The sequence below is a fragment of the Enterobacter sp. 03-F-07-AD-ECC genome, assembly GCF_047530935.1.
GTDB lineage: Bacteria > Pseudomonadota > Gammaproteobacteria > Enterobacterales > Enterobacteriaceae > Enterobacter > Enterobacter cloacae.
Window position 1 is genome coordinate 13,117 of sequence record NZ_JBLKBZ010000021.1, and the last position, 24,692, is coordinate 37,808.

Annotated in this window: 20 protein-coding genes; 8 read left to right on the plus strand and 12 right to left on the minus strand. The window is 48.3% G+C overall.

The features are described from left to right. Window positions 1-11: 11 nt before the first annotated feature. Entirely contained in the window at window positions 12-1,397 is a 1,386-nt protein-coding gene (gene silC, locus ACMWKA_RS21140) for a Cu(+)/Ag(+) efflux RND transporter outer membrane channel SilC (protein ID WP_000475506.1), read from the minus strand. Window positions 1,398-1,586: 189 nt separating this feature from the next. Here silC and silR point away from each other — a divergent pair, with 189 nt between their 5' ends. From silR to ACMWKA_RS21160, 4 genes are all read left to right on the plus strand, one after another. Then, window positions 1,587-2,267 (plus strand): copper/silver response regulator transcription factor SilR, encoded by a 681-nt coding sequence (gene silR, locus ACMWKA_RS21145; RefSeq protein WP_414760583.1) that lies wholly within the window; start codon window positions 1,587-1,589, stop codon window positions 2,265-2,267. Next, the gene (silS, locus tag ACMWKA_RS21150) at window positions 2,260-3,741 is read left to right on the plus strand and encodes a copper/silver sensor histidine kinase SilS (protein WP_000555736.1); all 1,482 of its coding nucleotides are present in this window, start codon (window positions 2,260-2,262) and stop codon (window positions 3,739-3,741) included. The genes silR and silS overlap by 8 nt, the downstream gene beginning before the upstream one ends. A gap of 244 nt (window positions 3,742-3,985) precedes the next feature. Continuing rightward, window positions 3,986-4,417, plus strand: coding sequence for a silver-binding protein SilE (gene silE / locus ACMWKA_RS21155; protein ID WP_000790485.1), 432 nt, complete (start codon window positions 3,986-3,988; stop codon window positions 4,415-4,417). Window positions 4,418-4,564: 147 nt separating this feature from the next. Continuing rightward, window positions 4,565-4,915, plus strand: a complete 351-nt coding sequence (locus ACMWKA_RS21160; protein ID WP_000647571.1) for a DUF305 domain-containing protein — start codon at window positions 4,565-4,567, stop codon at window positions 4,913-4,915. Window positions 4,916-5,083: 168 nt separating this feature from the next. Here ACMWKA_RS21160 and ACMWKA_RS21165 read toward each other — a convergent pair whose 3' ends face one another. The 8 genes from ACMWKA_RS21165 to ACMWKA_RS21200 all read right to left on the minus strand — a co-directional run bounded on the left by ACMWKA_RS21165 (window position 5,084) and on the right by ACMWKA_RS21200 (window position 16,406). Further along, the gene (locus ACMWKA_RS21165) at window positions 5,084-6,910 is read right to left on the minus strand and encodes an AAA family ATPase (protein ID WP_001239419.1); all 1,827 of its coding nucleotides are present in this window, start codon (window positions 6,908-6,910) and stop codon (window positions 5,084-5,086) included. A 563-nt stretch (window positions 6,911-7,473) separates the two neighbouring features. Next, window positions 7,474-7,773: a helix-turn-helix domain-containing protein gene (locus ACMWKA_RS21170; protein WP_001097216.1), complete on the minus strand. Its 300-nt coding sequence runs from the start codon at window positions 7,771-7,773 to the stop codon at window positions 7,474-7,476. A 352-nt stretch (window positions 7,774-8,125) separates the two neighbouring features. Beyond that, on the minus strand, window positions 8,126-9,052 hold the full coding sequence (locus ACMWKA_RS21175) for a hypothetical protein (RefSeq protein ID WP_000262423.1): 927 nt from the start codon (window positions 9,050-9,052) through the stop codon (window positions 8,126-8,128). A gap of 11 nt (window positions 9,053-9,063) precedes the next feature. Next, window positions 9,064-10,620 (minus strand): TnsD family Tn7-like transposition protein, encoded by a 1,557-nt coding sequence (locus ACMWKA_RS21180; RefSeq protein WP_001324699.1) that lies wholly within the window; start codon window positions 10,618-10,620, stop codon window positions 9,064-9,066. Between the two features lie 40 nt (window positions 10,621-10,660). After that, the gene (locus ACMWKA_RS21185) at window positions 10,661-12,109 is read right to left on the minus strand and encodes an ATP-binding protein (RefSeq protein ID WP_001049180.1); all 1,449 of its coding nucleotides are present in this window, start codon (window positions 12,107-12,109) and stop codon (window positions 10,661-10,663) included. Further along, window positions 12,109-14,232: a transposase gene (locus ACMWKA_RS21190; RefSeq protein ID WP_000351437.1), complete on the minus strand. Its 2,124-nt coding sequence runs from the start codon at window positions 14,230-14,232 to the stop codon at window positions 12,109-12,111. The genes ACMWKA_RS21185 and ACMWKA_RS21190 overlap by 1 nt, the downstream gene beginning before the upstream one ends. After that, window positions 14,219-15,061, minus strand: coding sequence for a TnsA endonuclease N-terminal domain-containing protein (locus ACMWKA_RS21195; protein ID WP_000090707.1), 843 nt, complete (start codon window positions 15,059-15,061; stop codon window positions 14,219-14,221). Before ACMWKA_RS21195 ends, ACMWKA_RS21190 begins: the two co-directional genes overlap by 14 nt. Window positions 15,062-15,203: 142 nt before the next feature. Beyond that, window positions 15,204-16,406, minus strand: a complete 1,203-nt coding sequence (locus ACMWKA_RS21200) for an NAD(P)/FAD-dependent oxidoreductase (RefSeq protein ID WP_414760584.1) — start codon at window positions 16,404-16,406, stop codon at window positions 15,204-15,206. A gap of 228 nt (window positions 16,407-16,634) precedes the next feature. Between ACMWKA_RS21200 and pitA the strand changes: the two genes are divergently transcribed. Continuing rightward, complete coding sequence (gene pitA / locus ACMWKA_RS21205; protein WP_013099193.1) at window positions 16,635-18,134, plus strand: inorganic phosphate transporter PitA; 1,500 nt, start codon at window positions 16,635-16,637, stop codon at window positions 18,132-18,134. Window positions 18,135-18,188: 54 nt separating this feature from the next. Here pitA and uspB read toward each other — a convergent pair whose 3' ends face one another. After that, window positions 18,189-18,524: a universal stress protein UspB gene (gene uspB / locus ACMWKA_RS21210; protein WP_003861224.1), complete on the minus strand. Its 336-nt coding sequence runs from the start codon at window positions 18,522-18,524 to the stop codon at window positions 18,189-18,191. Between the two features lie 282 nt (window positions 18,525-18,806). Here uspB and uspA point away from each other — a divergent pair, with 282 nt between their 5' ends. Next, complete coding sequence (uspA, locus tag ACMWKA_RS21215; protein WP_003861223.1) at window positions 18,807-19,244, plus strand: universal stress protein UspA; 438 nt, start codon at window positions 18,807-18,809, stop codon at window positions 19,242-19,244. A 91-nt stretch (window positions 19,245-19,335) separates the two neighbouring features. On the opposite strand, the gene rsmJ is transcribed toward uspA, so the two are convergent. Together rsmJ and prlC are read right to left on the minus strand one after the other, a co-directional pair. Continuing rightward, window positions 19,336-20,088, minus strand: a complete 753-nt coding sequence (rsmJ, locus tag ACMWKA_RS21220; protein ID WP_032644932.1) for a 16S rRNA (guanine(1516)-N(2))-methyltransferase RsmJ — start codon at window positions 20,086-20,088, stop codon at window positions 19,336-19,338. Window positions 20,089-20,095: 7 nt separating this feature from the next. Then, entirely contained in the window at window positions 20,096-22,138 is a 2,043-nt protein-coding gene (gene prlC / locus ACMWKA_RS21225) for an oligopeptidase A (protein WP_038420776.1), read from the minus strand. Window positions 22,139-22,351: 213 nt separating this feature from the next. Here prlC and ACMWKA_RS21230 point away from each other — a divergent pair, with 213 nt between their 5' ends. Further along, window positions 22,352-23,194: a 23S rRNA (adenine(2030)-N(6))-methyltransferase RlmJ gene (locus ACMWKA_RS21230; protein WP_029883697.1), complete on the plus strand. Its 843-nt coding sequence runs from the start codon at window positions 22,352-22,354 to the stop codon at window positions 23,192-23,194. 71 nt (window positions 23,195-23,265) lie between these two features. Then, a complete protein-coding gene (gorA, locus tag ACMWKA_RS21235; RefSeq protein ID WP_020687710.1) occupies window positions 23,266-24,618 on the plus strand; it encodes a glutathione-disulfide reductase in 1,353 nt (450 codons plus the stop codon). Window positions 24,619-24,692 lie beyond the last annotated feature (74 nt).

The following is a 24,692-nucleotide window of genomic DNA, read 5'->3' on the forward strand; positions in this document are numbered from 1 at the left end:
ATTAAATAAATTTACTCTACCCAACCGCCACCCAGCGCGGTAAACAGATTAATTTCGTTAACCTGCCGGGAATAGGTAAGATCGAGAATGGTTTGCTGGGTAGCGAAGAGGGAACGTTCTGCATCCAGCACTTCGATGTAACTGACAGCACCACTTGCATACAATCCTCTGGCACGCTGGAGAGTTATCTGAAGTGAATCAAGATAACGCTGCTGTGACTCAAGTTGCTGGCTAAGGCTGTCGCGCAGCGCAAGCGTGTCGGAAACATCCTTAAAGGCTGACTGAATTTTTTGTTCGTAATTAACCACCGACTGTTGCTGGCGAATTTCAGCCAGCTTCAGATTGGCTTTATTCCTGCCAGCATTAAATATAGGAATTTCAATTTTAGGGATAAAATTCCACATTCCACTTCCTGACGTAAACAGGCTGGACAGCTCCGTACTGCTTGCGGAAAGACCACTGGTCAGGGTAATTGAGGGGAAAAAGGCCGCTCGCGCTGCGCCAATATTGGCATCAGCCGCTTTCAGCTGATATTCCGCTTCCATAATATCCGGTCGCTGCAGCAAAATTTGTGAAGACAGATTTGGTGGCAATTTTACTGGGGCTATCTCCCCGCCTTTCATCCCTTTTTCTGACGGAAGTGCGCGGTACGTTCCCAGCACCAGTTGCAGGGCATTGTTTGCCTGAGCCAGATCGCCTTCTCGTTTGGCTATTTCGGCGCGGGTACTTTCGATTTGTCCTCGCGCCTGTTCAAGTGCCAGAACGTTCGTACTCCCGGTCACGAGCTGCTGCTCAACGAAAGCATAGGACTGTTGATAATTTTTCAGCGTTTCCCGCGCAATACGAAGTTGTTCGTACGCCAGTTGCTGGCTGAAATAGCTTTGTGAAACGTTGGATACCAGCAGGATGTGTACGGCCCGACGGGCTTCTTCGCTGGCAAAGTAGTTCTGGCGATCAGCATCACTCATGTTCTTAAGTTTGCCGAAAAAATCGAGCTCATAGCTGAGCTCCAGTCTCGCGTCGTACTCCTGTGTGGTCGGCTTGTCACCTTTCAGACCACCGCTGTATGTTATCCCGGATGAGGCATTCAGCTGGGGATAACGATCTGCATCCGTGACGTTGAACTGGGCTCGGGCCTCTTCAACCTTCAGGGCAGCCATTCTCAAATCACGGTTATTAGTCAGAGCTTCACCGATCAACCGGGTAACCTGGGGATCGACAAAAAAGTTACGCCAGCCCGTATCCTGATAGCCATTTACCGCTGGCGTCAGGCTGTTATGGGACAGTGAAAACTGCTGGGGTACCGGTGCTGCGGGCCGCTGATATTCAGGCGCAAGCGACACGCAGCCTGCCAGGATGAATATCGTGCTAATGCTGAGTAATTTTAATTTGAACATAACGCTTCTCGTCCAGGCAGACCTGGTAAATGGTTCAAATGAAGTCCAGAGTATTGATAGGGGTACTTTACCTAACGCTCTCTGTTTGCCGGGTGACAGGATAATGACAATGTTGTCATTTTTGCTGTAATCCGTTGATAACGATCGTGGGCGCAATAGAATGACATTAGCAGCCAGCCGGGGAGCAAGATGAAAATATTGATCGTCGAAGACGAAATTAAAACAGGTGAATATCTCAGCAAAGGGCTTACAGAGGCAGGGTTCGTAGTGGATCACGCTGATAATGGTCTTACCGGATATCATCTCGCCATGACAGCCGAGTATGATTTAGTCATTCTGGATATCATGCTACCTGATGTGAACGGCTGGGATATCATCCGCATGCTGCGCACTGCCGGAAAGGGTATGCCGGTCTTACTGCTGACAGCCCTCGGCACGATCGAACATAGGGTCAAAGGACTGGAACTGGGTGCGGACGATTATCTGGTTAAACCCTTTGCGTTTGCCGAACTGCTCGCCCGGGTGAGATCCCTTCTGAGGCGGGGAAACACGATGATCACGGAAAGCCAGTTTAAGGTGGCTGACCTCTCGATTGATCTCGTATCCAGAAAAGTCAGTCGCGCCGGAAACCGCATTGTGCTCACCAGTAAAGAGTTCAGCCTGCTGGAATTCTTCATTCGCCATCAGGGAGAGGTTCTTCCCCGCTCCCTGATTGCCTCTCAGGTCTGGGACATGAATTTTGACAGCGACACTAATGCGATCGATGTCGCAGTAAAGCGACTCCGCGCTAAAATAGACAACGATTACGAGACAAAGCTGATCCAGACAGTCCGGGGCGTGGGCTACATGCTGGAGGTCCCGGATGCATAGCAAACCTTCCAGACGCCCTTTCTCACTCGCTCTGCGGCTGACCTTTTTTATCAGCCTGTCCACGATACTGGCTTTTATCGCATTCACCTGGTTTATGCTGCATTCTGTTGAAAATCATTTTGCCGAGCAGGATGTCAGCGATCTTCAACAAATCAGCACCACACTGAACCGTATACTGCAGTCCCCGGTGGATCCGGATGATAAAAAAATAAGCAAAATAAAGGAATCAATTGCCAGCTACCGCAACGTTGCCCTTTTGCTCCTCAATCCCAGGGGGGAAGTGCTCTTTAGCTCAGCTCAGGGGGCGGCACTACGCCCGGCAGTGAATTCAGCAGATTTTAGCGAGCACAGCCGCGCACGGGATGTCTTTCTCTGGACGGTGGAGGATCCTGCGGGACCGATGGATACCGGGTCCGAAATGAAGATGGAAACATACAGGATTATCGCCTCCTCTGGTCAGGCGATATTTCAGGGCAAACAGCAGAACTATGTCATGCTGACTGGCCTATCCATTAATTTCCATCTCCATTACCTCGATGCGCTGAAAAAGAACCTGATTGCGATTGCCGTCGTGATAAGCCTGTTGATTGTTCTGATCATTCGAATCGCTGTCCGTCAGGGGCACCTGCCCCTTCGTAATGTCAGCAATGCCATTAAAAACATCACCTCCGAGAATCTTGATGCGCGACTGGAACCGACACGCGTTCCCATTGAGCTGGAGCAACTGGTTATCTCGTTCAATCATATGATTGGAAAGATTGAGGATGTCTTTACCCGCCAGGCCAATTTCTCTGCCGATATCGCGCATGAGATCAGAACGCCCATCACCAATCTGGTGACGCAGACTGAAATCGCACTGAGTCAGGATCGAACACAGAGGGAACTTGAGGATGTCCTCTATTCCAGTCTTGAAGAGTATAACCGGATGACCAAAATGGTCAGCGATATGCTGTTCCTGGCACAGGCAGATAATAATCAGCTGATACCTGACAGGGTCATGTTTGACCTCAGAGCGGAAGTCATGAAAGTCTTCGAGTTTTTCGAAGCCTGGGCCGAAGAACGCAATATCACGCTCAAATTTAACGGGATGCCCTGCCTGGTTGAGGGAGATCCACAAATGTTCAGAAGGGCGATCAATAATCTGTTATCCAATGCCCTGCGTTATACCCCGGAGGGACAGGCAATCACCGTCTCAATAAGAGAGCAGGAGAGCTTTTTTGACCTTGTGATTGAAAATCCGGGGAAACCAATCCCTGAAGAGCATTTATCAAGGTTGTTTGACCGTTTTTATCGGGTGGATCCGTCCAGACAACGAAAAGGAGAAGGCAGCGGCATCGGCCTTGCGATTGTGAAGTCAATCGTGGAAGCACATCACGGAAGAGTGCAGGTGGAATCGGACGTACACTCAACGCGTTTTATCTTATCCGTGCCCAGACTGGAAAAAATGATTCCGGACACCCAGTGCTGGGAATAAAGATTTAAATGACAAAGATGTCATTAGCCTGTCATGCAGCAAACAGAAGCCATTCGATATAATTAGTGCAACTTATCAGGAAGGCTGGATTGCTTTATCAATATCCGGCGTCAGTGGACGCCAGGAAATGAATATCCAGTCCCCTCCCGGAGAAATAAACACTTCCGAACCTGTTTCAGTTATGGAACTGAAAACACCGGTTGTACTCCCCCGGACATCACTAATTAAGAAATGGAGAGTTATCATGAAAAATATCGTATTAGCATCCTTGCTGGGCTTTGGCTTAATTTCTTCGGCCTGGGCCACTGAAACCGTGAATATCCATGAGCGGGTCAACAATGCACAGGCACCTGCTCACCAGATGCAGTCTGCTGCGGCTCCTGTCGGGATCCAGGGGACTGCACCTCGTATGGCCGGTATGGACCAGCATGAACAGGCCATTATTGCTCATGAAACCATGACGAACGGGTCGGCGGATGCGCACCAGAAAATGGTGGAAAGTCATCAGAGGATGATGGGAAGTCAGACCGTTTCCCCTACCGGGCCGTCGAAGTCATTAGCGGCAATGAATGAGCATGAAAGAGCTGCAGTTGCCCATGAATTTATGAATAACGGTCAGTCTGGCCCACATCAGGCCATGGCCGAAGCGCATCGTCGCATGCTCAGTGCAGGCTGACGGCGAGGGAAGTATCTGTGCTGTCCTTATTTCCTTGATAGATTTTTCCGTAACCGGATATATGGCAACATCTTTGCCCCCTACAGGGGGCATTTTTATCAGATTCTGCTACAGTTAACGGGCATCAACGCTAAAAGGATATTTTTTATGAAAGCCAGAAACACTTTATTTGCAGTATTAATGTTATCCCTGCCAGCGATTTCAGCAGAACATTCAGAAATGAAAATGACTGATATGTCTACCTCGGCTTCGTCACAGGAATATATGGCTGGCATGAAAGACATGCATGACAAAATGATGGCTGCCGTAAATGAGTCCGATCCCGACAAGGCTTTTGCGAAAGGCATGGTAGCGCACCATGAAGGGGCAATAGCAATGGCTGAGACCGAGCTCAAATACGGAAAAGATCCGAAAATGAGAAAGCTCGCGCAGGACATCATTAAAGCTCAAAAAGGTGAAATTGAGCAGATGAATAAATGGCTTGATAGTCAAAAGTAAACATTGTAGAAATGTCACGACAAGCGTGATTTTACATCGTTCCTGGGCGCGGGAGTCGGTTAATCTTTATATAATTCAAACCCGATTAATTTCGGGTTTTTACTACTCTGTACTCCGGTCCTTTGTTGAGGACCGGAATATATGCACCTGAGATGCTTATTTAATACATTATCTCGTCATGGATACAATGTCGCTCAGGATCTCAACCAGCTCGCTTCTCTCCTGCGTTCCGTCATGATAGGTTGATCTTGAGATGATTCTTTCTGATGTCATCTGAGGCCAGAATTTATCTAGTACATTATCGGGTTTCATTCCCACAGCCCGGCCGATTATTTTTTTAGCGTCACAGGTGTCCGTAAACGTGACGGCTACACCAGTAATTTCCTCGATAAGATCCGGGCACAGATAGTTTTCTATCTCACGTTTGCGCGTAGCGAAAAATACCTTACCGGCCTCCTCTACTTCTTTTTTACGCTTCTGGATGGACAGAACCTGTGCAGGGTCTCCCCCAATATCGGAGTCCAGAAATACGCACCAGGGAAGCCCCAGATCTTTGGCCAGATTCAATGTAACCCAGTGTTTGACGCTACCACACCCTCCTATGAGGACTGGCACTATTTTCACGTCCTCCAGAGAGGCTGGCAGCGCACCTGACTGTTTTAATGAACTGGCCGCATGCCTCAGGAAAGTAACATCCGACTTTCCCTCTACCAGAACAATCCCCTGCGCCCTTTCCATACCGGTCTCTGGCAGCACCCCCAGGCTTTCAGTGGCTTCCTTCAGCACTGCGTCATCCGGCATTTTTACTACGGGTTCACCCGCCTCATTTCGGGTAACATAACGTACGCCTTCGACAGGGATTAATCCGGCCAGCGCCGGGACATGGGTGGTGACGATAATCTGACGGTGCGGCTGGCCTGCCAGTGCCAGTAACGCTTTCATCAGCATCATCTGATAGTTCGGATGCTGTGACGTTTCAGGCTCCTCTATGGCATAAATCACATTTCTGGGCGTCCCCGCGACATTCTTTTCAGCCTCAGCCCGAAAAAAATTCAACAGGATAAGCCTCCTTATCCCGCTGCCGCGCTTATTGATGGGGATGCCATTTTCCCCGTCCAGGGTGAAATTGAAGGTCCACTTGGGTTTCTCCTTAAATCGTGGAGTCAGTTCACTGGCGAGTTCGGGGGCCATTTCACGTAATTTATCCAGCGTTCTCTGTGCGACATCCAGGACGCTGTCCTGAATCTCATTTTCCAGCGCTGTAATTTTGTCCTGCAGCGCAGCCTGAGCGTCTTTTACGGCCTGCTGTAAGGGGTTTTTAGCTTCGGAATCCCCGTCGCTGCTTTCCCTGTCGGCTTTGAAAATCGCATACGTGGGCAGCAAATCGAGGATCTTACCCCATAATGATTTTGTGTCGGTTCCGAACTCTTTATCGACATCCAGCATAATTTCCGAACAGGTATAGGGGGCTGCGGCTTCCCTGATGGCCTGACGCCATAACGATGCAGTGCGTTTATCCGCCACATTTTTTTCAACTTCTTTTCCCACCGCCTTGAGCTCAGAAATTTTCATGCCCAGTAAATTTCTCAGGGGCTCCTCATCCGGGTGGATGCAGCGGATGCAGGTCTGCTCCGGTTTTCCTGAGGTCGTTGCTTTAAACGTTTTGACGATTTCAAAATTGCCGTCCTCATTCAGCAGATGTTCTGAGGCGAGCGTGGTCTGCACCCTGTCGTCGATCATGATAAAATCGGGCAGGTCATCAAATTCACAGGCTATTTCAAAACGGCCGTCCCCTTCTCTTAGGCTGAAACAGTTCATGTCATTCTTGTCAGCCTTCATTCCTTCTGTTTCAAAAAAAATAGCCAGCGCTTCCAGAAGCGTTGATTTCCCAAAGTCATTACGACCGACAATACCCGTCATGCTTTCATCAATAATGATTTCAGTAGAGTTTCTGTAGCCTCTGAAGTTTTTCAGTTTTAATTTTCTGAGCCGCATATGAAGTCCTGTGTGTAAGAAAGCGTTTTGCTGCAACCTGAATACAAAATATATTTTCAAATGCCTGCCAACAAGCAGGGATAACCGTTATTCAGAATATCTTAACGACATTTCGGGATTATGATCTGGTCGCGCTTTCAGAACTTTACTGCCCCTCAAAACACCGGAAACTAACTTGTGGTTGGTTACATGGCAAAGTTAAAACTCCAGAATCACGGGTAATGATTTCAATGCTTATTATATTTTTTGGAATTGACTCATGAGCTTTATAATTTAAATGATAATAATAACCATTCTTTTATGCGTAATATTTGCTACTGACACTGATGAATTTAAAAGAAGATAGATTTTCATTTACGGATTATTTCCTAAATTCATCGATAATGTGATCGACATAAAATTTTCACTGAAGAATGAAGAGATAATTTAAGGCCGAGCGAAATAGCTCAAAATGGTGTATTTAACATAACAGAAGAAATGAAAGGCTCTATCGCAACCTGATACTTCAGGCCGCTAAGGGGTTAATCTTGTTGAAGAAAAATTAGACCGGGAAGCGCCAGGCGTCACCATTTCTCCCGCCTGGCTGGAAGTGAAGAATAATTGTGCATAGCTCCGTATTCGGGCTTTGCATCTGACAATGGTTCCCTGGATGAAAGTACGATCTCCACTCCAAGGACGCTGAACACCCTAAACAAACGCTCAAAACCCGCACTTGCAGGGTTGGCCTCTAGTCGGGCATAAGTTTGCTGTGTTATACCCAAACGTTCAGAAACATCTTTTTGCGTCAGTCCATTGGCTTTGCGAAAGCCGATTAAAACAGGACGTAACTGATTCAAAGTCTTCAAAGCGTATTGAGTGTTCATAAGTGACCTTCCGTATCGACGAGTTAACAAGCATAACGCAGGGATTTACAGCATATAGGCTGTAATGCTCATTAACAGACTATAGGCTGTAATACGAATCCTGCCAAGATGCGGCATCTTTCAAATACAAGGCCGTATTGGGTAAGCAGTACACCGTTATATAGCACCCCTTGCCCCTTTGCTGGAGAGGGACCCACGTGATCGCAGGTCTTTTAGACGTTGTTGCTAACCGGCATCATACACAGGTGGTAACCCCCAGGGAAACTCTATGAGTGATAATTTATTCCTGCCCCAGTCAAAATATAAAACCTTATCTAACTAGCTTTCTTAGTATTTTATAAATGAAGTGAAATTAGCGAAGAAGTTTTACATTGTAAAGTGAGCAAAAATATTTACCATTCAACTGGCAAAATTTACAATCTGCAGCCCTTAGCCTGAGAAAATGCACATTAACAGAATAATCATCAAGTCCGATAGAGGCATAACTTACGTCCTCAAAAATATCAGAAATAAATGAGTTGAAATTACAAAAATTAACTTCACTTAACATCTTGAACACCGCAGAAATATATCTATCATGCATTATCTTGACTTCGATAACCTTAGATAAACTTGAATGCGACTTACATTTGAAGAGATCAAAGAGAAAGTAAATCAGCATATTTTTATTGTCCGAAATCCATTTTAAAATTTTATTACGTGCACATGGTAATATATACACTGGATTTTTGAAAGGGTTTGAAACGTCAACCACAAGGGAACAATAACCATGAGGATTTATTCCACTTATAATTAAGTCACTAAGTCCTTTCACTGCATTCAAATAGTTATCAAAACAAACCTCATATAAACTGGTACTATGAACTGCACATTTAGATTCAAACAACCATCTATGACGCAGATAACCAATGCCTTTAGAGTGTATATCTTCAACAATACATTTGTGACAGTAACGAATGTTTGAGATGTTTACCAATGGATATGAATTAGTTATGTGAAAATTTTTCCGACAGGCATCTTCAACAGCGTTAAAATACCCGTAAACACCAGAAGATAACGACACTATATTGGAAGTTAGTATATAACCATTTCTAGTGGCAAGAATGTCATATATATCCTGCAAGCTATGCAATTTGTACATATCAATCAGTTCGAAACGAGGAAAGGCATCGTACCTTAGTGCGCCATGCTTTGATATTATGTTCCTGCAATTGGATAAGTTATACATTATCTGTGAACGCAGAAGAAAACTGTGCCACAATTCATTTTCGTAAACCATATAACTCCCTCTTATTTAATTAGTTCCATTTTTCTGAGAAGTATCATTGTCATTGGTAGTTTATCTCTGTATTTCAAAAGCCAGCCATGCCCTCCCAGTAAAGCATCTAGACTTGTAAGTGACATCGAGTACTGCCCCTGAGATAAAACATCATTTATTAATGATGATGAGATAATATCTCTCTCGCTCCAGTCTACTCTTTTATTTTTATAGCATCGTATTGTTTTAGGAAGACAGGAATTAAGCCAGTCACATTCATGTTTATTTAGCCAATAGAAACTTGCATAACAACTTTCTTTGACTAACTTTCGTGTTATAGAAACGGATTGATTATGTATAAATCTTAATATTTTCTGCTTATGACGCCGTCTTAAAGAATCTTTTTTACATTTTTTACGCCATGAGCATAAACCGTAACAAGATGAAATTACAGAGGATACAGCTCCTTCCGATAATGAGTTTTTCTCAGCTATGGATGCCAGACTAAACCCCCTTACAGCCATAGACTTGATAAGCAATTCAGTGAATATATTAATTTTTGTGTTTCGCTTAAACGCCCTCAGGTATTTTTTATAAATAAGTGTTTTAATGTAACATCTGCTGCGACTAAATTCCTTCCCAAGGTTGCTAACACTAGTATTATTTTCAACTATATGAAAACTGTATTTCTTATGACTTTTAAAGATTTCTTTCTTTTTATTAGTACGACTTCCTGCATACGTTGGCCAGCAAGTATTTAACAAACAATAACAAAGCAAAAGATGCTTTGTGGGATGCTGACAACATTTGTCTTTGAGTATAGGCTCCCAGTAATGATAATCAGTTAGGGATGTTGGTATAAGTCCCGATGAACCCTCCCCAAATAACTGGCACTTAGCATAAACATGTGCGTAGAATACATTTTTCTTTAAATTTCCATCCAATGATAATAAATTCAACTTTTTAAGTACATCCATGTAATTGGGGTGTGTAATATCTTTTCTTCTGATTATATTTAGGGACTCATAACAAAACTTAGCAAAATCGAAGTCTATCTCATTGCTAAGTTGTTCTGTATACGAAACAGGAGGCATCAGTCCAATACGTATGTGCGGTGAAGAAGGGACATGGATGCTTTCAAGCGCTACCGGATGCCGATGGCAGGTTGTAACCCCATGAAGCTGATGCGCCAGATGCCAATAAGTAACACCATAATGAAAAGTATCTTCACGAGCGCAAACCGGGCAAAACTTCAATAGTGTGCGCTGCCCTAGTGAAAAATTACTAAGGCGGCACAATCGATTAAGCCTGGCAGGGGTCGTGTTGAAATCCATAATTTCATTACGACTGATTGGTAGTGCCCAGGCAAAAAGAGGGAGTAAAGTCTGTTCATGCCAGAGCTGATCTGCACTTTCGGATGTATGAAGAGAAATAGCCTTTAATCCTGAATTGAGAATTGGATGGACGTTCATATCAGGTTTGTTGAAAATGATCGTTAACAGAGAAGATGGGGACATACCGTACACGGTAGTTGTCCGACAAAACCGGCTGAACAAGGATTCATCAGGCAAAACAGGCAACATTCTCATTTCCCACACCTCTCTTTGACCGTTACGAACTGTTACCTCATTACAATTTATTAAGTGGATCTATATTTATAAGCCCGCAACGCTGAAGAGCATCGTAGGTATTTTTCTTTTCAGCTGTTCTGTTGATAACAAGATCGTGGTCAAGAGACAGTATTTTCTCGTCGAAATTGCGCAAAACCTCGTCTATTTTTCCTACGAATTCCTTGTGCTGTGGCCTGTCTATATCCCCAGGGATCAAAGACTTTAGGGACTTCTCTGCCATGATTTTAGCCGAAGCATCACCCTCATTAGATGCAGAGAGCCATTTAGCTTCCTCATCTTCAGTCGCGGCCCCCGGGAGTGGAGTATCCTTATATTCCTCCGTATGACTCACGAGTACCGGTACAGAGGCCGACAAGACTGCGCCAGTGATGATTTCATTGCCGCTACCGATAACCTTTAATTGTGCCCCCCGATAAATCATCTGAGCCAATCCAATATTGCCTTTAGATAAAATGAATAATTTTTCGTTTAACTCATCATTTAATGGAGTTTCAACATTTGTCCATTGTAATGGCCATAAATAATGAATAAACGATTGCCAGTCTTGTGAATCGTATCTAACATTCTTAATTTTCATGTAACCACCAGACTCTGCCCGCCTGGCAATTCTCATTTTCTTTGTCAGCGTCTCGTCAAAAGGATGATTTCCACAAAAAACCATAGATACCCCCATGGAATCTACAATTTCATGTAAAAAATCAATCAACTTACTCTCACCCCCGGTTCTTGAAAATTTAAGCCTCTGCATTTCATCAATAACAAGGATACCCAAAAATGATGATTTAATTCTTTGTGCAATCTGGCGAGCCAGAGCACCATTTCTAATCTCAGGTGTAGTTCGTTCAATACCAATTGCATCATCTAATTTTTGTAAAATCTCTTCACAAAGGTCTCTCACACTTGAATTGTATGGACAATTAATCTTTACCCATACAATTTGCTTACTGAAGCCGGGAAAAACTCCTTTATAGCTGCTGTGTTCTATAATCTGAGGGAAATGATCCATGACTTGCTCAATCATGGTAGTTTTTCCAGAACCACTCATTCCAACTATCGTAATAGTTTCAGCCTGGGATTTAAAATATCCACTTTCTGGCTCAATATCAGGACGCTCATTTCCATAGTAATGAAGATATTGAATTGTTCCGCTTTTTAAAGGATTACGAGCTGCATAGCTTTCCCTAAGTGCCCGTAAGATCATCTTATAAGCCTGGATAAGATTGGTTTGAGGGCAACGGAATTTCTTTATACGTTCGACATACTGCTCTCTAACATTCGCCGGGGCAGTCCAGCGGATTTTTTCGTCAATTTCGGGGAAATAACTCATTTCCAGAAGTACTTCATCTTCCGTAAGCGCTTCAGGAAGTGCTTCAATTAAGGGATTGCCACGATACTCAGGTAACTCCTGTTCTTTATATATCGCTGAAACGCGCCGTATAAGATTCATTATTCTGCGTCCTCAGTCTTCTTCTTACCTTTTAACCATCTTTGTTTCTCCTCCCGGCCAGGCAAAAGCAGAACATTACTGGATGAAGGAAGTAGGGGTTCAGATCTTCCATTAGCAACATGAGTTCGCCCTAATGAATCAAGTTCATTTTTCCTGTTCTTTTTAATATCTTTACCATGTACCCGGCGAGATTCGTATATTTCATTTAATCTTTCGTTACCTTTCCTGTTAAATTCATCTTTATTATTGATATTGCTGAGCGAATCCAGAGTAAATAAATTAATTTCTTTTTGAGTATCTACCCAATCAGCCATTACATCTGTATCAAGATGAGCTTTCCCTTTAAATACATCTCTTTTCTTAAGTAGGTAATGTTTTTTGAAAATGCTATTTTTGTCAAATCTTACATATATATAATCTACGCAATTGTCATCTATTCTTGCTTCACAAGTGGTTCTTCCAAATACTCTGACACCTGATGCAATTTCAGGATCACATTCATAAAAAAGATTATTGTACTGAATCCCACCGGCGGTAATGTTAGCGTTCACAGGGATTAACAATCGTGCGATCACTTCGTCGGCCCCAACGGCTCTTGCGCTGAATCTCCCGTGCTTTAAGCTTATCATCCAACTATTTTTTGGTGATATTACGAGATCATTTTCAATCAGTAAGGGATTGATATAAGCCAGTTCCTCATACGTTCTCTGATTATGTGCAAGTATCTCCCGAATCAGTAAAGACGTGACCTCCTGAATCGTTAAACAAGCCCTGGATTGCGGTGTTGGCTCTCCTTTAACAATCTTTCCCCTTCGTGTTGTTCCAATAAGCCTATGAATAACCTCATCATTCAGAATGCCGAAACAGCGTTCAACAATGCTTTTTCTGTCGCCTCTACCGACTGGCGCAAACTCAAGTTTTGTCAGGGGGGTCATCTCTTCCTGAGGTTTAAGACCAATCATCTCCCCGTTGTCACACATCAATGTTAATGGAATGTGAGAACAAGGCCAATCATCATCAGTAATAGAGATTCCAAATAATCTACAATATTCTTTTTTTGGCATAAAGCAATTTGCTAACGCTTGTCGGGCGGCTCGCCATGAAGCATGGTATAAAGAAACATGAAGGCCAACAATCATTCTTGTTGCACGATCCACCACTGTATAAATAGTAGGACGCCCAATGACTTTTCGTCTGTTTAAACTCGAAATAAGATGTACATCAGCGACAGTTGAGTCTATTTCGAAAACATCACCCGGCAAAACAGTTGTATTAGCCACACTACCTAAAAGCGCCCGCATTTTGAGGTCTATTTCTTTTTTCGTGTTCTTCTTATTTATCGAGAAATCTTTAGTGAAGAGTTTTTTATTCCAGTATGAAAATTGTTTTAAAGAAGGAACATATGGAGCTCTATTTTCTAGGTTTGCTGTTTTAATTTCATCCCTAAAATACAAATCAATATGTCTCTCTAATGTTTTCTTTATCGTATCTCCGTTAACTTTATAATGATACGTAATGAGAGATTTTCTAATATTATTTATATCTCTTTCATTAAGAATGAAAACACGTGATCGTTCATTAGGTAATGCTCTGTTTTTTTTGGAATTCCCAAGTTTAATTTCATGTTTGATTCTACTTTTCCCAGCGGCGCCACAGTTCGAGAATGCGGGTAGCAATGCATAAATATCCTGCCCATGTCGCCAATACAACGCCAGAAGCGTTCTGATAGTATATTGTGATATTTTTTTATTTCTTGAGTAATCCATTAAAAGGTGCGACTTTTTATGTAATGCATAGTCGAACAGAAACATTCTGTCATCTACAAGATCTTTAATGATATTGTAATTTTCATCTCGCCTTCCTCTGTCTTTATCTGTTAATTCTTTCTCATCTACTAACATATATGAAGGATATATATAATCTTTACAAGTTATGCTATTTGATTCAATATAATATTTAAACATTGAAAATGAGAAAGGGATTGGCTTACCCGTTCTTTCTGATTTTATTTTAAACAAAATTAACAAATCGACCTTTCTGTCAAAATCCAAAACACGGTAAAGTCCCTCTGCAAGCAAATCAGTGCCTTGAGAGAGCCAGACTGAATTCCTAATAATATCCATTTGCGTTCAGTCCTATATAGTGGTCATTGGAAATTATCTTTATCAGACCGGTTTCGAGTATTGGATATGATAAATCAACATTTATCATTTTTAATCCAATCATTGCCTGCAATAACATCATCGCTTCTTGTGCGTCTACCCCAAAGATTGATGAAATCATTGCACGTAGTCCTACTATGGGATAAACATCTGGTTTAAGCTTCCATAGGATTTTATCAAGAGGATATTTATCATAAAATTCAGAACCATCTCTTAATACAGAAGTAGCCCAGCAAATGTTTTTACCGACGACGTTATTGAGTTCCGAGCCAACATAAATTTGAAACTCAACATCAATCAACTGCCAAAACATCCTCTCTATTTCAAGTTTTTGGGCTTCGCGTTCAGGTATGCTCTCGTTATGTTTTACTGCTATAGCTTTGTATCGAAGTCCGCCTTCAGGAGTTCTCAAGGTCAGTAAAAAATCGGTTGTCATAACATTCAGAACTTCGACAGGTACTCCTCTTACTCCCCTCACCATAGGATGTTGAAAATGTAGATGATTTGCTATTTGTTGGGTAAGCCGGAGAGGAAAGAGTGGGAATTGTTCCCGGATATCAATCACCGAGTCATTAAACTCAGCCAGATAGAAAAAGTTACTTTCGACAGAAGAAAGGAGATGATGGTTTCGAAACGTCTTAAGGCCAAAGACTATCGAACGGTTTCCACGGGATTTAACGTCCTGAGCTCTAAGCCAGGGCTGATAACTTTGGCCATAGCCCACTCCTATGCCGTCACCTAGCGCATTTTCATAATCCAAATAGGATTTGAGACGCCTACCCCTAGCCATGATCGTACCCTAAAAACGACATTGATACGTACCTATATGTGCATTTTATAGTCTCCAACCCTATAACCACACATTCAGTAAGTATACAACATTAGCGTCGTTTTTTGAGAATGGTTACAACTTTAGTGCTTTGTGTACAACTTTATTGTCCTCGGACATCGGCCAGCGCCTGCGCACACGCCCAGGCACTGGACCACGCCCACTGGAAGTTATACCCGCCCAGCCAGCCGGTCACATCCATCACTTCACCGATGAAGTAGAGGCCCGGCACGTTGCGTGCCTCCATCGTGCGCGAGGAGAGCTCATTCGTGTCGACACCGCCCAGCGTGACCTCCGCCGTGCGGTAGCCTTCGGTGCCGTTGGGCTGCACGCACCAGTTTGTCAGGGTCTCTACCAGCGTCTCCTGCTCGCGGCTGTTAAGCTGCTTAAGGGAAACATCCGGGATCTGCCCTAACCCCTGCAAACACTCCACCAGACGCTTCGGCAACTGCATCGCCAGGGTATTTTTCAGGCTCTGATTCGGGTGCGCCGCACGCTGTTCATTGAGGAACGCATCCAGATCGCACTCCGGCAGCAGGTTAACCGTGACGAACTCGCCCGGCTGCCAGTAGCTGGAGATTTGCAGCACCGCCGGGCCGGAGAGGCCGCGGTGGGTAAAGAGCAGGTTTTCGCGGAACACCGTTCCGTCTTCGGCGGTAATAACGGAAGGAACAGAAACGCCAGAAAGCGTCTGAAGCTGTTCCAGAAGCGGTTTGTGCAGAGTAAAAGGAACCAGTCCCGCACGCGTTGGCAGCACTTTCAGGCCAAACTGCTCGGCAATTTTGTAGCCGAACGGCGAGGCGCCCAGCCCCGGCATCGACAGACCGCCGCTGGCAATGACCAGGTTATCGGCGCTGACGCCTTCGCCGTTGAGCTGCAGCGTATAGCCCTGCTCGTCGCGGGATACGTCCAGCACCTCCGTACGCAGGCGCATTACCACGCCGCCCTTCTCGCACTCGGCCACCAGCATATCGACAATCTGCTGCGCGGAGTCGTCGCAGAACAGCTGCCCCAACGTCTTCTCATGCCACGCGATACCGTGCTTACCCACAAGATCGATAAAATCCCACTGGGTATAACGCGCCAGCGCAGATTTACAAAAATGGCGGTTCTGGCTCAGATAGGCCGCAGGTTCGACATACAGGTTCGTAAAGTTGCAGCGCCCGCCGCCAGACATCAGGATCTTGCGCCCAGGCTTTTTACCGTTATCCAGCAGCAGCACGCGACGCCCCGCCTGTCCGGCCATCGCCGCACAAAACATACCCGCCGCACCGGCGCCAATTACCACGGCATCAAACCTTTCCACGTCAAAACCCTCGTTGTTCACTGCCGCGGATTGTAAAGTTTCCTCTGTGGTCACACCAGCGTAAAAAGATATTACAAAGCCATTTCATTGAAATTTAAAGAATATCCTTTCAGGCACTTTTCCCAAATCAGGTGGTATGTCAAAAAAAGTCTATATTTCACTTTGCCCGCCGCGCATTTGTCCTGGATAATGCGCCGCGTTCATGTCCTCAAAATGGCGTAACGTCCTATGCTACATTTGTTTGCCGGCCTGGATTTACATACCGGGCTTTTATTATTGCTTGCTCTGGTTTTTGTACTGTTTTACGAAGCGATCAACGGCTTCCACGACACTGCAAACGCAGTAGCAACGGTTATCTACACTCGCGCAATGCGATCGCAACTGGCGGTCGTTATGGCGGCGGTATTTAACTTTTTTGGTGTCCTTCTGGGCGGACTGAGCGTTGCGTATGCCATTGTGCATATGCTGCCAACGGATCTGCTGCTTAACGTAAGTTCTGGCCATGGCCTCGCTATGGTGTTCTCAATGCTGCTTGCTGCAATTATCTGGAACCTCGGTACCTGGTATTTCGGCCTGCCTGCATCCAGTTCTCACACCCTCATCGGCGCCATTATCGGTATCGGGTTAACCAACGCCCTGATGACCGGTACCTCGGTTGTTGATGCGCTTAACCTGCCTAAAGTACTGGGTATTTTCGGTTCTCTTATCATCTCCCCTATCGTCGGTCTGGTAGTTGCGGGTGGATTGATTTTCATTCTGCGTCGCTACTGGAGCAACACGAAAAAACGTGCGCGTATCCACCTGACGCCAGCAGAGCGTGAGAAGAAAGACGGCAAGAAAAAGCCACCATTCTGGACGCGTATCGCCCTGATCATTTCCGCCATCGGCGTGGCCTTCTCTCACGGCGCGAACGACGGGCAGAAAGGCATCGGTCTGGTGATGCTGGTTCTGATTGGCGTTGCACCGGCGGGCTTCGTGGTTAACATGAATGCCTCCGGTTATGAAATCACCCGTACCCGTGATGCGGTCAATAATGTTGAAACCTATTTCCAGCAGCACCCTGAACTGCTGAAAAAAGCGACCGGCGTTGACCAGTTGATCCCGTCGCCTGAAGCGGGTGCGACCACCGCGCCGGGCGAGTTCCACTGCCACCCGGCAAACGCGATTAACGCGCTGGAACGTGCGAAAGGCATGCTGGGCGATATCGAAAGCTACGACAAACTGGCCGTTGAACAGCGTGGTCAGCTGCGTCGCATTATGCTCTGCATCTCTGACGTGACCGACAAAGTCGCGAAGCTGCCAGACGTGAATGCTGACGACAAGCGCCTGCTGAAGAAACTGAAAAGCGATATGCTCAACACCATTGAGTACGCGCCAATCTGGATCATCATGGCTGTCGCGCTGGCACTGGGTATCGGTACGATGATTGGCTGGCGTCGTGTGGCAACCACCATCGGCGAGAAGATCGGTAAGAAAGGCATGACCTATGCGCAGGGCATGTCCGCGCAGATGACGGCGGCGGTCTCTATCGGTCTGGCAAGCTACACCGGTATGCCGGTCTCCACCACCCACGTACTCTCTTCGTCCGTGGCAGGTACCATGATTGTTGATGGCGGCGGTCTGCAACGCAAAACCGTGACCAACATTCTGATGGCCTGGGTGTTTACGCTTCCGGCGTCTATCCTGCTCTCGGGTGGGTTGTACTGGATTGCGCTGAAGCTGATTTAATCGGCTGAAGGCGACAAAAAAGCGGGTCAGGAAACTGACCCGCTTTTTTTATGCTCAGTGCCAAATCATTAAGGCAATCATACTGACGACGACCAGACCACACAGGGCGCTGGTCAAAATGAACTGGCGACGCAGGCGCTCGCAGCGGCGGATAAACTCTTCATCGTGATGATCCCGGTAGCGCTGGTAGTAGATATACCCGACCAGGCGCATCTGTTTGCTGGGCTGTCCATGCGAGGTGAAGAACCCTCCACCGTCCACATACTGATAAAGCAACGGATCGCAACCACGAAGTACCACTAACAGCGCACGTAACGATGAGAAGTAGCGCGCCATATTCACTATGCAAACTACGCATAACGCCCAAAACAATGCGACGGTGCTAATCATACATCCTCCCCGGCGTCCGCCCACGAAGCAAGGCTTCTGAGCTACCGCACCCCAATGCCCTGACAGACAGTTCAGTGAAAGAATGACCAAAAGTCGATCCGGTTCGCGTTTTAATATCCGAACGGTTCATTAAATAGTGTAGGAGATCCGTTAATTTTTTTGCCACAAGGTTAATCGTTATCAACACCAAAGCTTGAAAAATATGTTTAACTGGGCCGTAATGAAAGCATCAGACGACGGCTTTCTGTTTAGTCATCGATAACTTAAGGAAGGAGTAACACTATGGCTTACAAACACATTCTCATCGCGGTAGACCTCTCCCCGGAGAGCAAAGTGCTGGTTGATAAAGCAGTATCCATGGCACGCCCTTACAACGCGAAAGTTTCGCTGATTCACGTTGATGTGAATTACTCCGACCTTTACACCGGTCTGATCGACGTGAATCTCGGCGATATGCAAAAACGCATCTCCGAAGAGACACACCACGCCCTGAGCGAGCTGTCCACCAACGCGGGTTACCCGATCACTGAAACCTTAAGCGGTAGCGGCGATCTGGGCCAGGTGCTGGTCGATGCGATTAAGAAATACGATATGGACCTGGTGGTTTGCGGTCATCACCAGGACTTCTGGAGCAAGCTGATGTCCTCAGCGCGTCAGCTGATCAATACCGTTCACGTGGATATGCTGATTGTTCCGCTGCGTGACGAAGAAGACGAGTAAGTGCAAAAAAGCCCGGTGGCGCTAACGCTTACCGGGCCTACAAATGGCACTGAACGTAGGCCGGGTAAGGCGAAGCCGCCACCCGGCTTTTTTATTCCGGCGTACCCGAATAAATATCAAACCGGTGCCCTTTGGTGGTCACCGCGTTGGTCGTCGCAACGTCCGCCAGCGGCGGCGCGTAGTCCGGGCGCTTCACCACCACCCGCTTCGTTGCAAGCTGACGGGCAGGCTCAAGCAGGCCGTCCGCATCCAGATCCGGCCCCACCAGCGACTGAAACACCCGCATCTCTTTTTTCACCAGCGCGCTTTTCTGCTTATGCGGGAACATCGGATCGAGATAGACCACCTGCGGGCGCGGGGTGATATCGGTCAACGCCGTCAGGCTGGAGGCGTGGATCAGCTGTAAACGTTCCTGCAACCAGGGGCCGATTTCCGGGTCCGCATAGCCACGAGTCAGGCCGTCATCCAGCAACGCGGCCACCACCGGGTTGCGCTCCAGCATCCGCACGCGGCAGCCGACAGACGCCAGCACAAACGCATCGCGCCCCAGCCCCGCCGTGGCATCCACCACATCCGGAAGATAGCTCCCTTTGATGCCGACGGCTTTGGCAACAGCCTCACCGCGGCCGCCGCCAAACTTGCGCCGGTGCGCCATCGCGCCCCCGACAAAATCGACAAAAATCCCGCCGAGTTTCGGTTCGTCGCGTTTACGTAATTCGAGATGCTCTGGCGTCATCACCAGCGCCATCAGGTTTTCTTCATCGTGCTCCAGCCCCCAACGGGCGGCCAGAACAGATAAGGCGCCGTCTCCGGCGCCTGTTTCATCCACTAAGCAGATCTTCACGTAGCAATCAGCCTTTGATCCCGTAATGCTCAAGCATCGCATCCAGCTGCGGCTCGCGGCCACGGAAGCGTTTGAACAGCTCCATCGGCTCTTCTGAGCCGCCGCGGGTCAGGATGTTATCGAGGAACGACTGACCGGTTTCACGGTTGAAAATCCCCTCTTCTTCGAAGCGAGAGAAAGCATCCGCCGCCAGGACATCGGCCCACAGGTAGCTGTAATAACCTGCCGCATAGCCGCCCGCGAAGATGTGGCTGAACGCGTGCGGGAAGCGACCCCAGGTTGGCCCTGGAATAACCGCGACCTGCTTTTTAATCTCAGCCAGGGTTTCGAGGATTTTTGCCCCCTGCTCCGGGCTAAACTCGGCGTGCAGGCGGAAGTCGAACAGGCCGAACTCCAGCTGGCGCAGAATAAACATTGCCGCCTGGTAGTTCTTGGCTGCCAGCATTTTATCCAGCAGTTCTTTCGGCAGTGGTTCACCGGTCTCGTAGTGGCCGGAGATAAACGCCAGCGCGTCCGGCTCCCAGCACCAGTTTTCCATAAACTGGCTCGGCAGCTCGACCGCATCCCACGGCACACCGCTGATACCGGCCACGCCTGCAGTTTCAATGCGGGTCAGCATATGGTGCAGACCGTGACCGAACTCATGGAACAGGGTGATCACTTCGTCGTGGGTGAACAGCGCCGGCTTGCCGTTGACCGGGCGGTTGAAGTTACAGGTCAGGTAAGCGACAGGCTTCTGCAGGGAACCGTCGGCTTTACGCATCTGGCCGACGCAGTCATCCATCCACGCCCCGCCGCGCTTGTTCTCACGCGCGTAGAGATCGAGGTAGAAGCTGCCGCGCAGTTCGTTTTTCTCGTCATACAGCTCGAAGAAGCGCACGTCCGGGTGCCAGACGTCGATATCAGTACGCTCTTTGGCGGTGATGCCGTAGATGCGTTTCACCACTTCGAACAGGCCGTTAACGGCTTTGTTTTCCGGGAAGTATGGGCGCAGCTGCTCGTCGCTGATGCTGTAGAGATGCTGCTTCTGTTTTTCGCTGTAATACGCGATGTCCCACGGCTGCAGCTCATCCACGCCGAACTCCGCTTTGGCGAAGGCACGCAGCTGGGCCAGCTCTTTTTCACCCTGAGGACGGGCGCGTTTCGCCAGATCGGTCAGGAAATCGAGCACCTGCTGCGGGTTCTCGGCCATTTTGGTGGCGAGGGATTTGTCCGCGTAGCTGTCAAAGCCCAGCAGCTGTGCCAGCTCGTGACGCAGGGCGAGGATTTCTGCCATCACCGGGCTGTTATCCCACTTACCGGCATTCGGCCCCTGATCGGAGGCGCGGGTGCTGTAGGCGCGGTACATCTCTTCACGCAATGCCTGGTTGTCGCAGTAGGTCATCACCGGCAGATAGCTTGGGATATCCAGCGTTAACAGGAAACCTTCCTGCTCTTTCGCTTCGGCCTGGGCTTTTGCCGCCGCCAGTGCACTTTCCGGCATACCCGCCAGCTCTGCTTCGTCGGTAATCAGCTTCGTCCAGCCCATGGTGGCGTCGAGCACGTTGTTGCTGTACTGGTTACCCAGCTCAGACAGGCGCGCCGCGATTTCGCCGTAGCGAACCTGCTTCTCTTTTGGCAGGCCAATCCCGGAAAGCTCGAAATCACGCAGGGCGTTATCGACGGATTTTTTCTGCGCGGTGTTCAGTTCAGCATAGTGGTCGCCGTCGCGCAGATCGCGATAGGCCTTGTAGAGCCCTTCGTGCTGGCCGACCCAGGTGCTGTACTCGGAGAGCAGCGGCAGGGTTTGTTCGTAGGCTTCACGCAGCTCCGGGCTGTTTTTTACCGAGTTAAGGTGGCTTACCGGGGAGAAGATACGCCCCAGCACGTCATCCACTTCGGCCAGCGGCTGACACAGATTTTCCCAGGTGTACGGCGCGCCCTGCGCGACCACGCTTTCTACCGCCGCGCGGCAGTTGTCCAGCGCTTGCGTAACGGCTGGAACCACATGCTCAGGGAGGATTTTAGAAAACGGTGGCAACGAAAAAGGCGTCAGTAATGGATTGGTCATAAACGCTGTCCTGTTGAATTTGATGAATGAAGCGCGCATCCGGCGCTGTGCATATGGTTCAGTAATGGGGTTAAGTGTAGAGGATTTCAATGCCGGGCGTTGCGCTTTCGCGGCAGTGGAAACTTTTCTGTATACTGTGGCGATACGCTCTATTTTTGCCCGATGGCGCTACGCTTATCGGGCCTACGTTGACTACCCGGAACACATTCATCCATGCTCAGTTATCGCCACAGCTTTCACGCAGGCAACCACGCCGACGTCCTCAAACACACCGTTCAGAGCCTGATCATCGAATCACTCAAAGAGAAAGAGAAGCCGTTTCTCTATCTGGACACCCACGCGGGCGCGGGCCGCTATCAGCTGAGCGGTGAACACGCCGAGCGTACCGGTGAATATCTGGAAGGGATCGCCCGTATCTGGCAGCAGGACGATCTGCCTGCCGAACTGGAACCGTACATCGGTGTGGTGAATCATTTCAACCGCAACGGCCAGCTGCGCTACTACCCGGGCTCGCCATTGATTGCCCGTCAGCTGCTGCGTGAGCAGGACAGCCTGCAGTTGACCGAGCTGCACCCAAGCGATTTCCCGCTGCTGCGTTCTGAGTTTCAGAAAGACAGCCGCGCCCGCGTGGACAAAGCCGATGGCTACCTGCAGCTGAAAGCCAAACTGCCGCCGGTCTCCCGTCGCGGCCTGGTGCTGATCGACCCGCCCTACGAAATCAAAACCGACTATCAGGCGGTGGTCACCGGCATTAACGAAGGTTACAAACGTTTTGCGACCGGCACCTACGCCCTGTGGTACCCGGTGGTCCTGCGCGCGCAGATCAAGCGCATGATCAAAGACCTGGAAGCGACCGGCATCCGCAAAATCCTGCAGATTGAGCTGGCCGTCCGTCCGGACAGCGACCAGCGCGGCATGACCGCCTCCGGCATGATTGTCATTAACCCGCCATGGAAGCTCGAAGCGCAGATGAACAACGTCCTGCCGTGGCTGCATAAAACGCTGGTACCTGCCGGGACAGGTCACGCCACCGTCAGCTGGATTGTGCCAGAGTAATCGCAGCCATCGGTGGAAACTATTGATTTCAGGTATACAATCGCGGCAATTCACGATTAAGGATAAAAGCTATGACTAAGCATTATGACTACATCGCAATCGGCGGCGGGAGCGGCGGCATCGCCTCCATCAACCGTGCGGCCATGTATGGCCAGAAGTGTGCGCTGATTGAAGCCAAAGCGCTGGGCGGCACCTGCGTCAACGTGGGTTGTGTACCGAAAAAGGTGATGTGGCATGCGGCGCAAATCCGTGAAGCCATCCATATGTATGGCCCGGACTACGGCTTTGACACCACGATCAACCACTTCGACTGGGAGAAGCTGATCGCCAGCCGTACCGCCTACATCGACCGCATTCACACCTCGTACGATAACGTGCTGGGTAAGAACAACGTAGATGTGATCCACGGCTTCGCCCGCTTTGTGGACGCGAAAACGATCGAAGTGAACGGGGAGACGATCACTGCCGATCATATCCTGATCGCTACCGGCGGCCGTCCGAGCCACCCGAACATCCCGGGTGCCGAATACGGCATCGACTCCGACGGTTTCTTCGAGCTGCCAGCTCTGCCAGAGCGCGTTGCGGTGGTGGGCGCGGGTTATATCGCGGTCGAGCTGGCCGGTGTGATTAACGGTCTGGGCGCTGAAGCGCACCTGTTCGTGCGTAAACATGCGCCGCTGCGCAGCTTTGATCCGCTGATCGTCGACACCTTAGTAGAAGTGATGAACACCGAAGGTCCAACCCTGCATACCAACGCCGTGCCAAAAGCGGTGATTAAAAATGCAGACGGCAGCCTGACCCTGGAGCTGGAAGATGGTCGCAGCCAGACCGTCGACTGCCTGATCTGGGCGATTGGCCGTGAACCGGCGAATGACAACTTCAACCTGGCCGTAACCGGCGTGAAAACCGATGAAAAAGGCTATATCGTCGTCGATAAATTCCAGAACACCAGCGTGCCAGGCATTTACGCGGTGGGCGATAACACCGGTGCCGTTGAACTGACCCCGGTGGCCGTTGCGGCGGGGCGTCGCCTTTCCGAGCGTCTGTTCAACAACAAGCCGGACGAGCACCTGGATTACAGCAACATCCCGACCGTGGTCTTCAGCCACCCGCCTATCGGCACCGTCGGTTTAACCGAGCCGCAGGCGCGCGAGCAGTATGGCGACGATCAGGTGAAAGTGTATAAATCTGCGTTTACCGCAATGTATACCGCCGTCACCTCGCACCGTCAGCCGTGCCGCATGAAGCTGGTCTGCGTGGGTCCGGAAGAGAAGATTGTCGGTATCCACGGCATTGGCTTTGGCATGGATGAGATCCTGCAGGGCTTTGCGGTGGCGCTGAAGATGGGCGCGACGAAGAAAGACTTCGATAACACCGTGGCGATCCACCCGACCGCGGCCGAAGAGTTTGTGACCATGCGCTAGTCCTGATGCCCCTCCACTGAGGGGCATTCTTTTTTACATTCACAAATCGTTGCAAAACGAATGCTCCGAAAAGA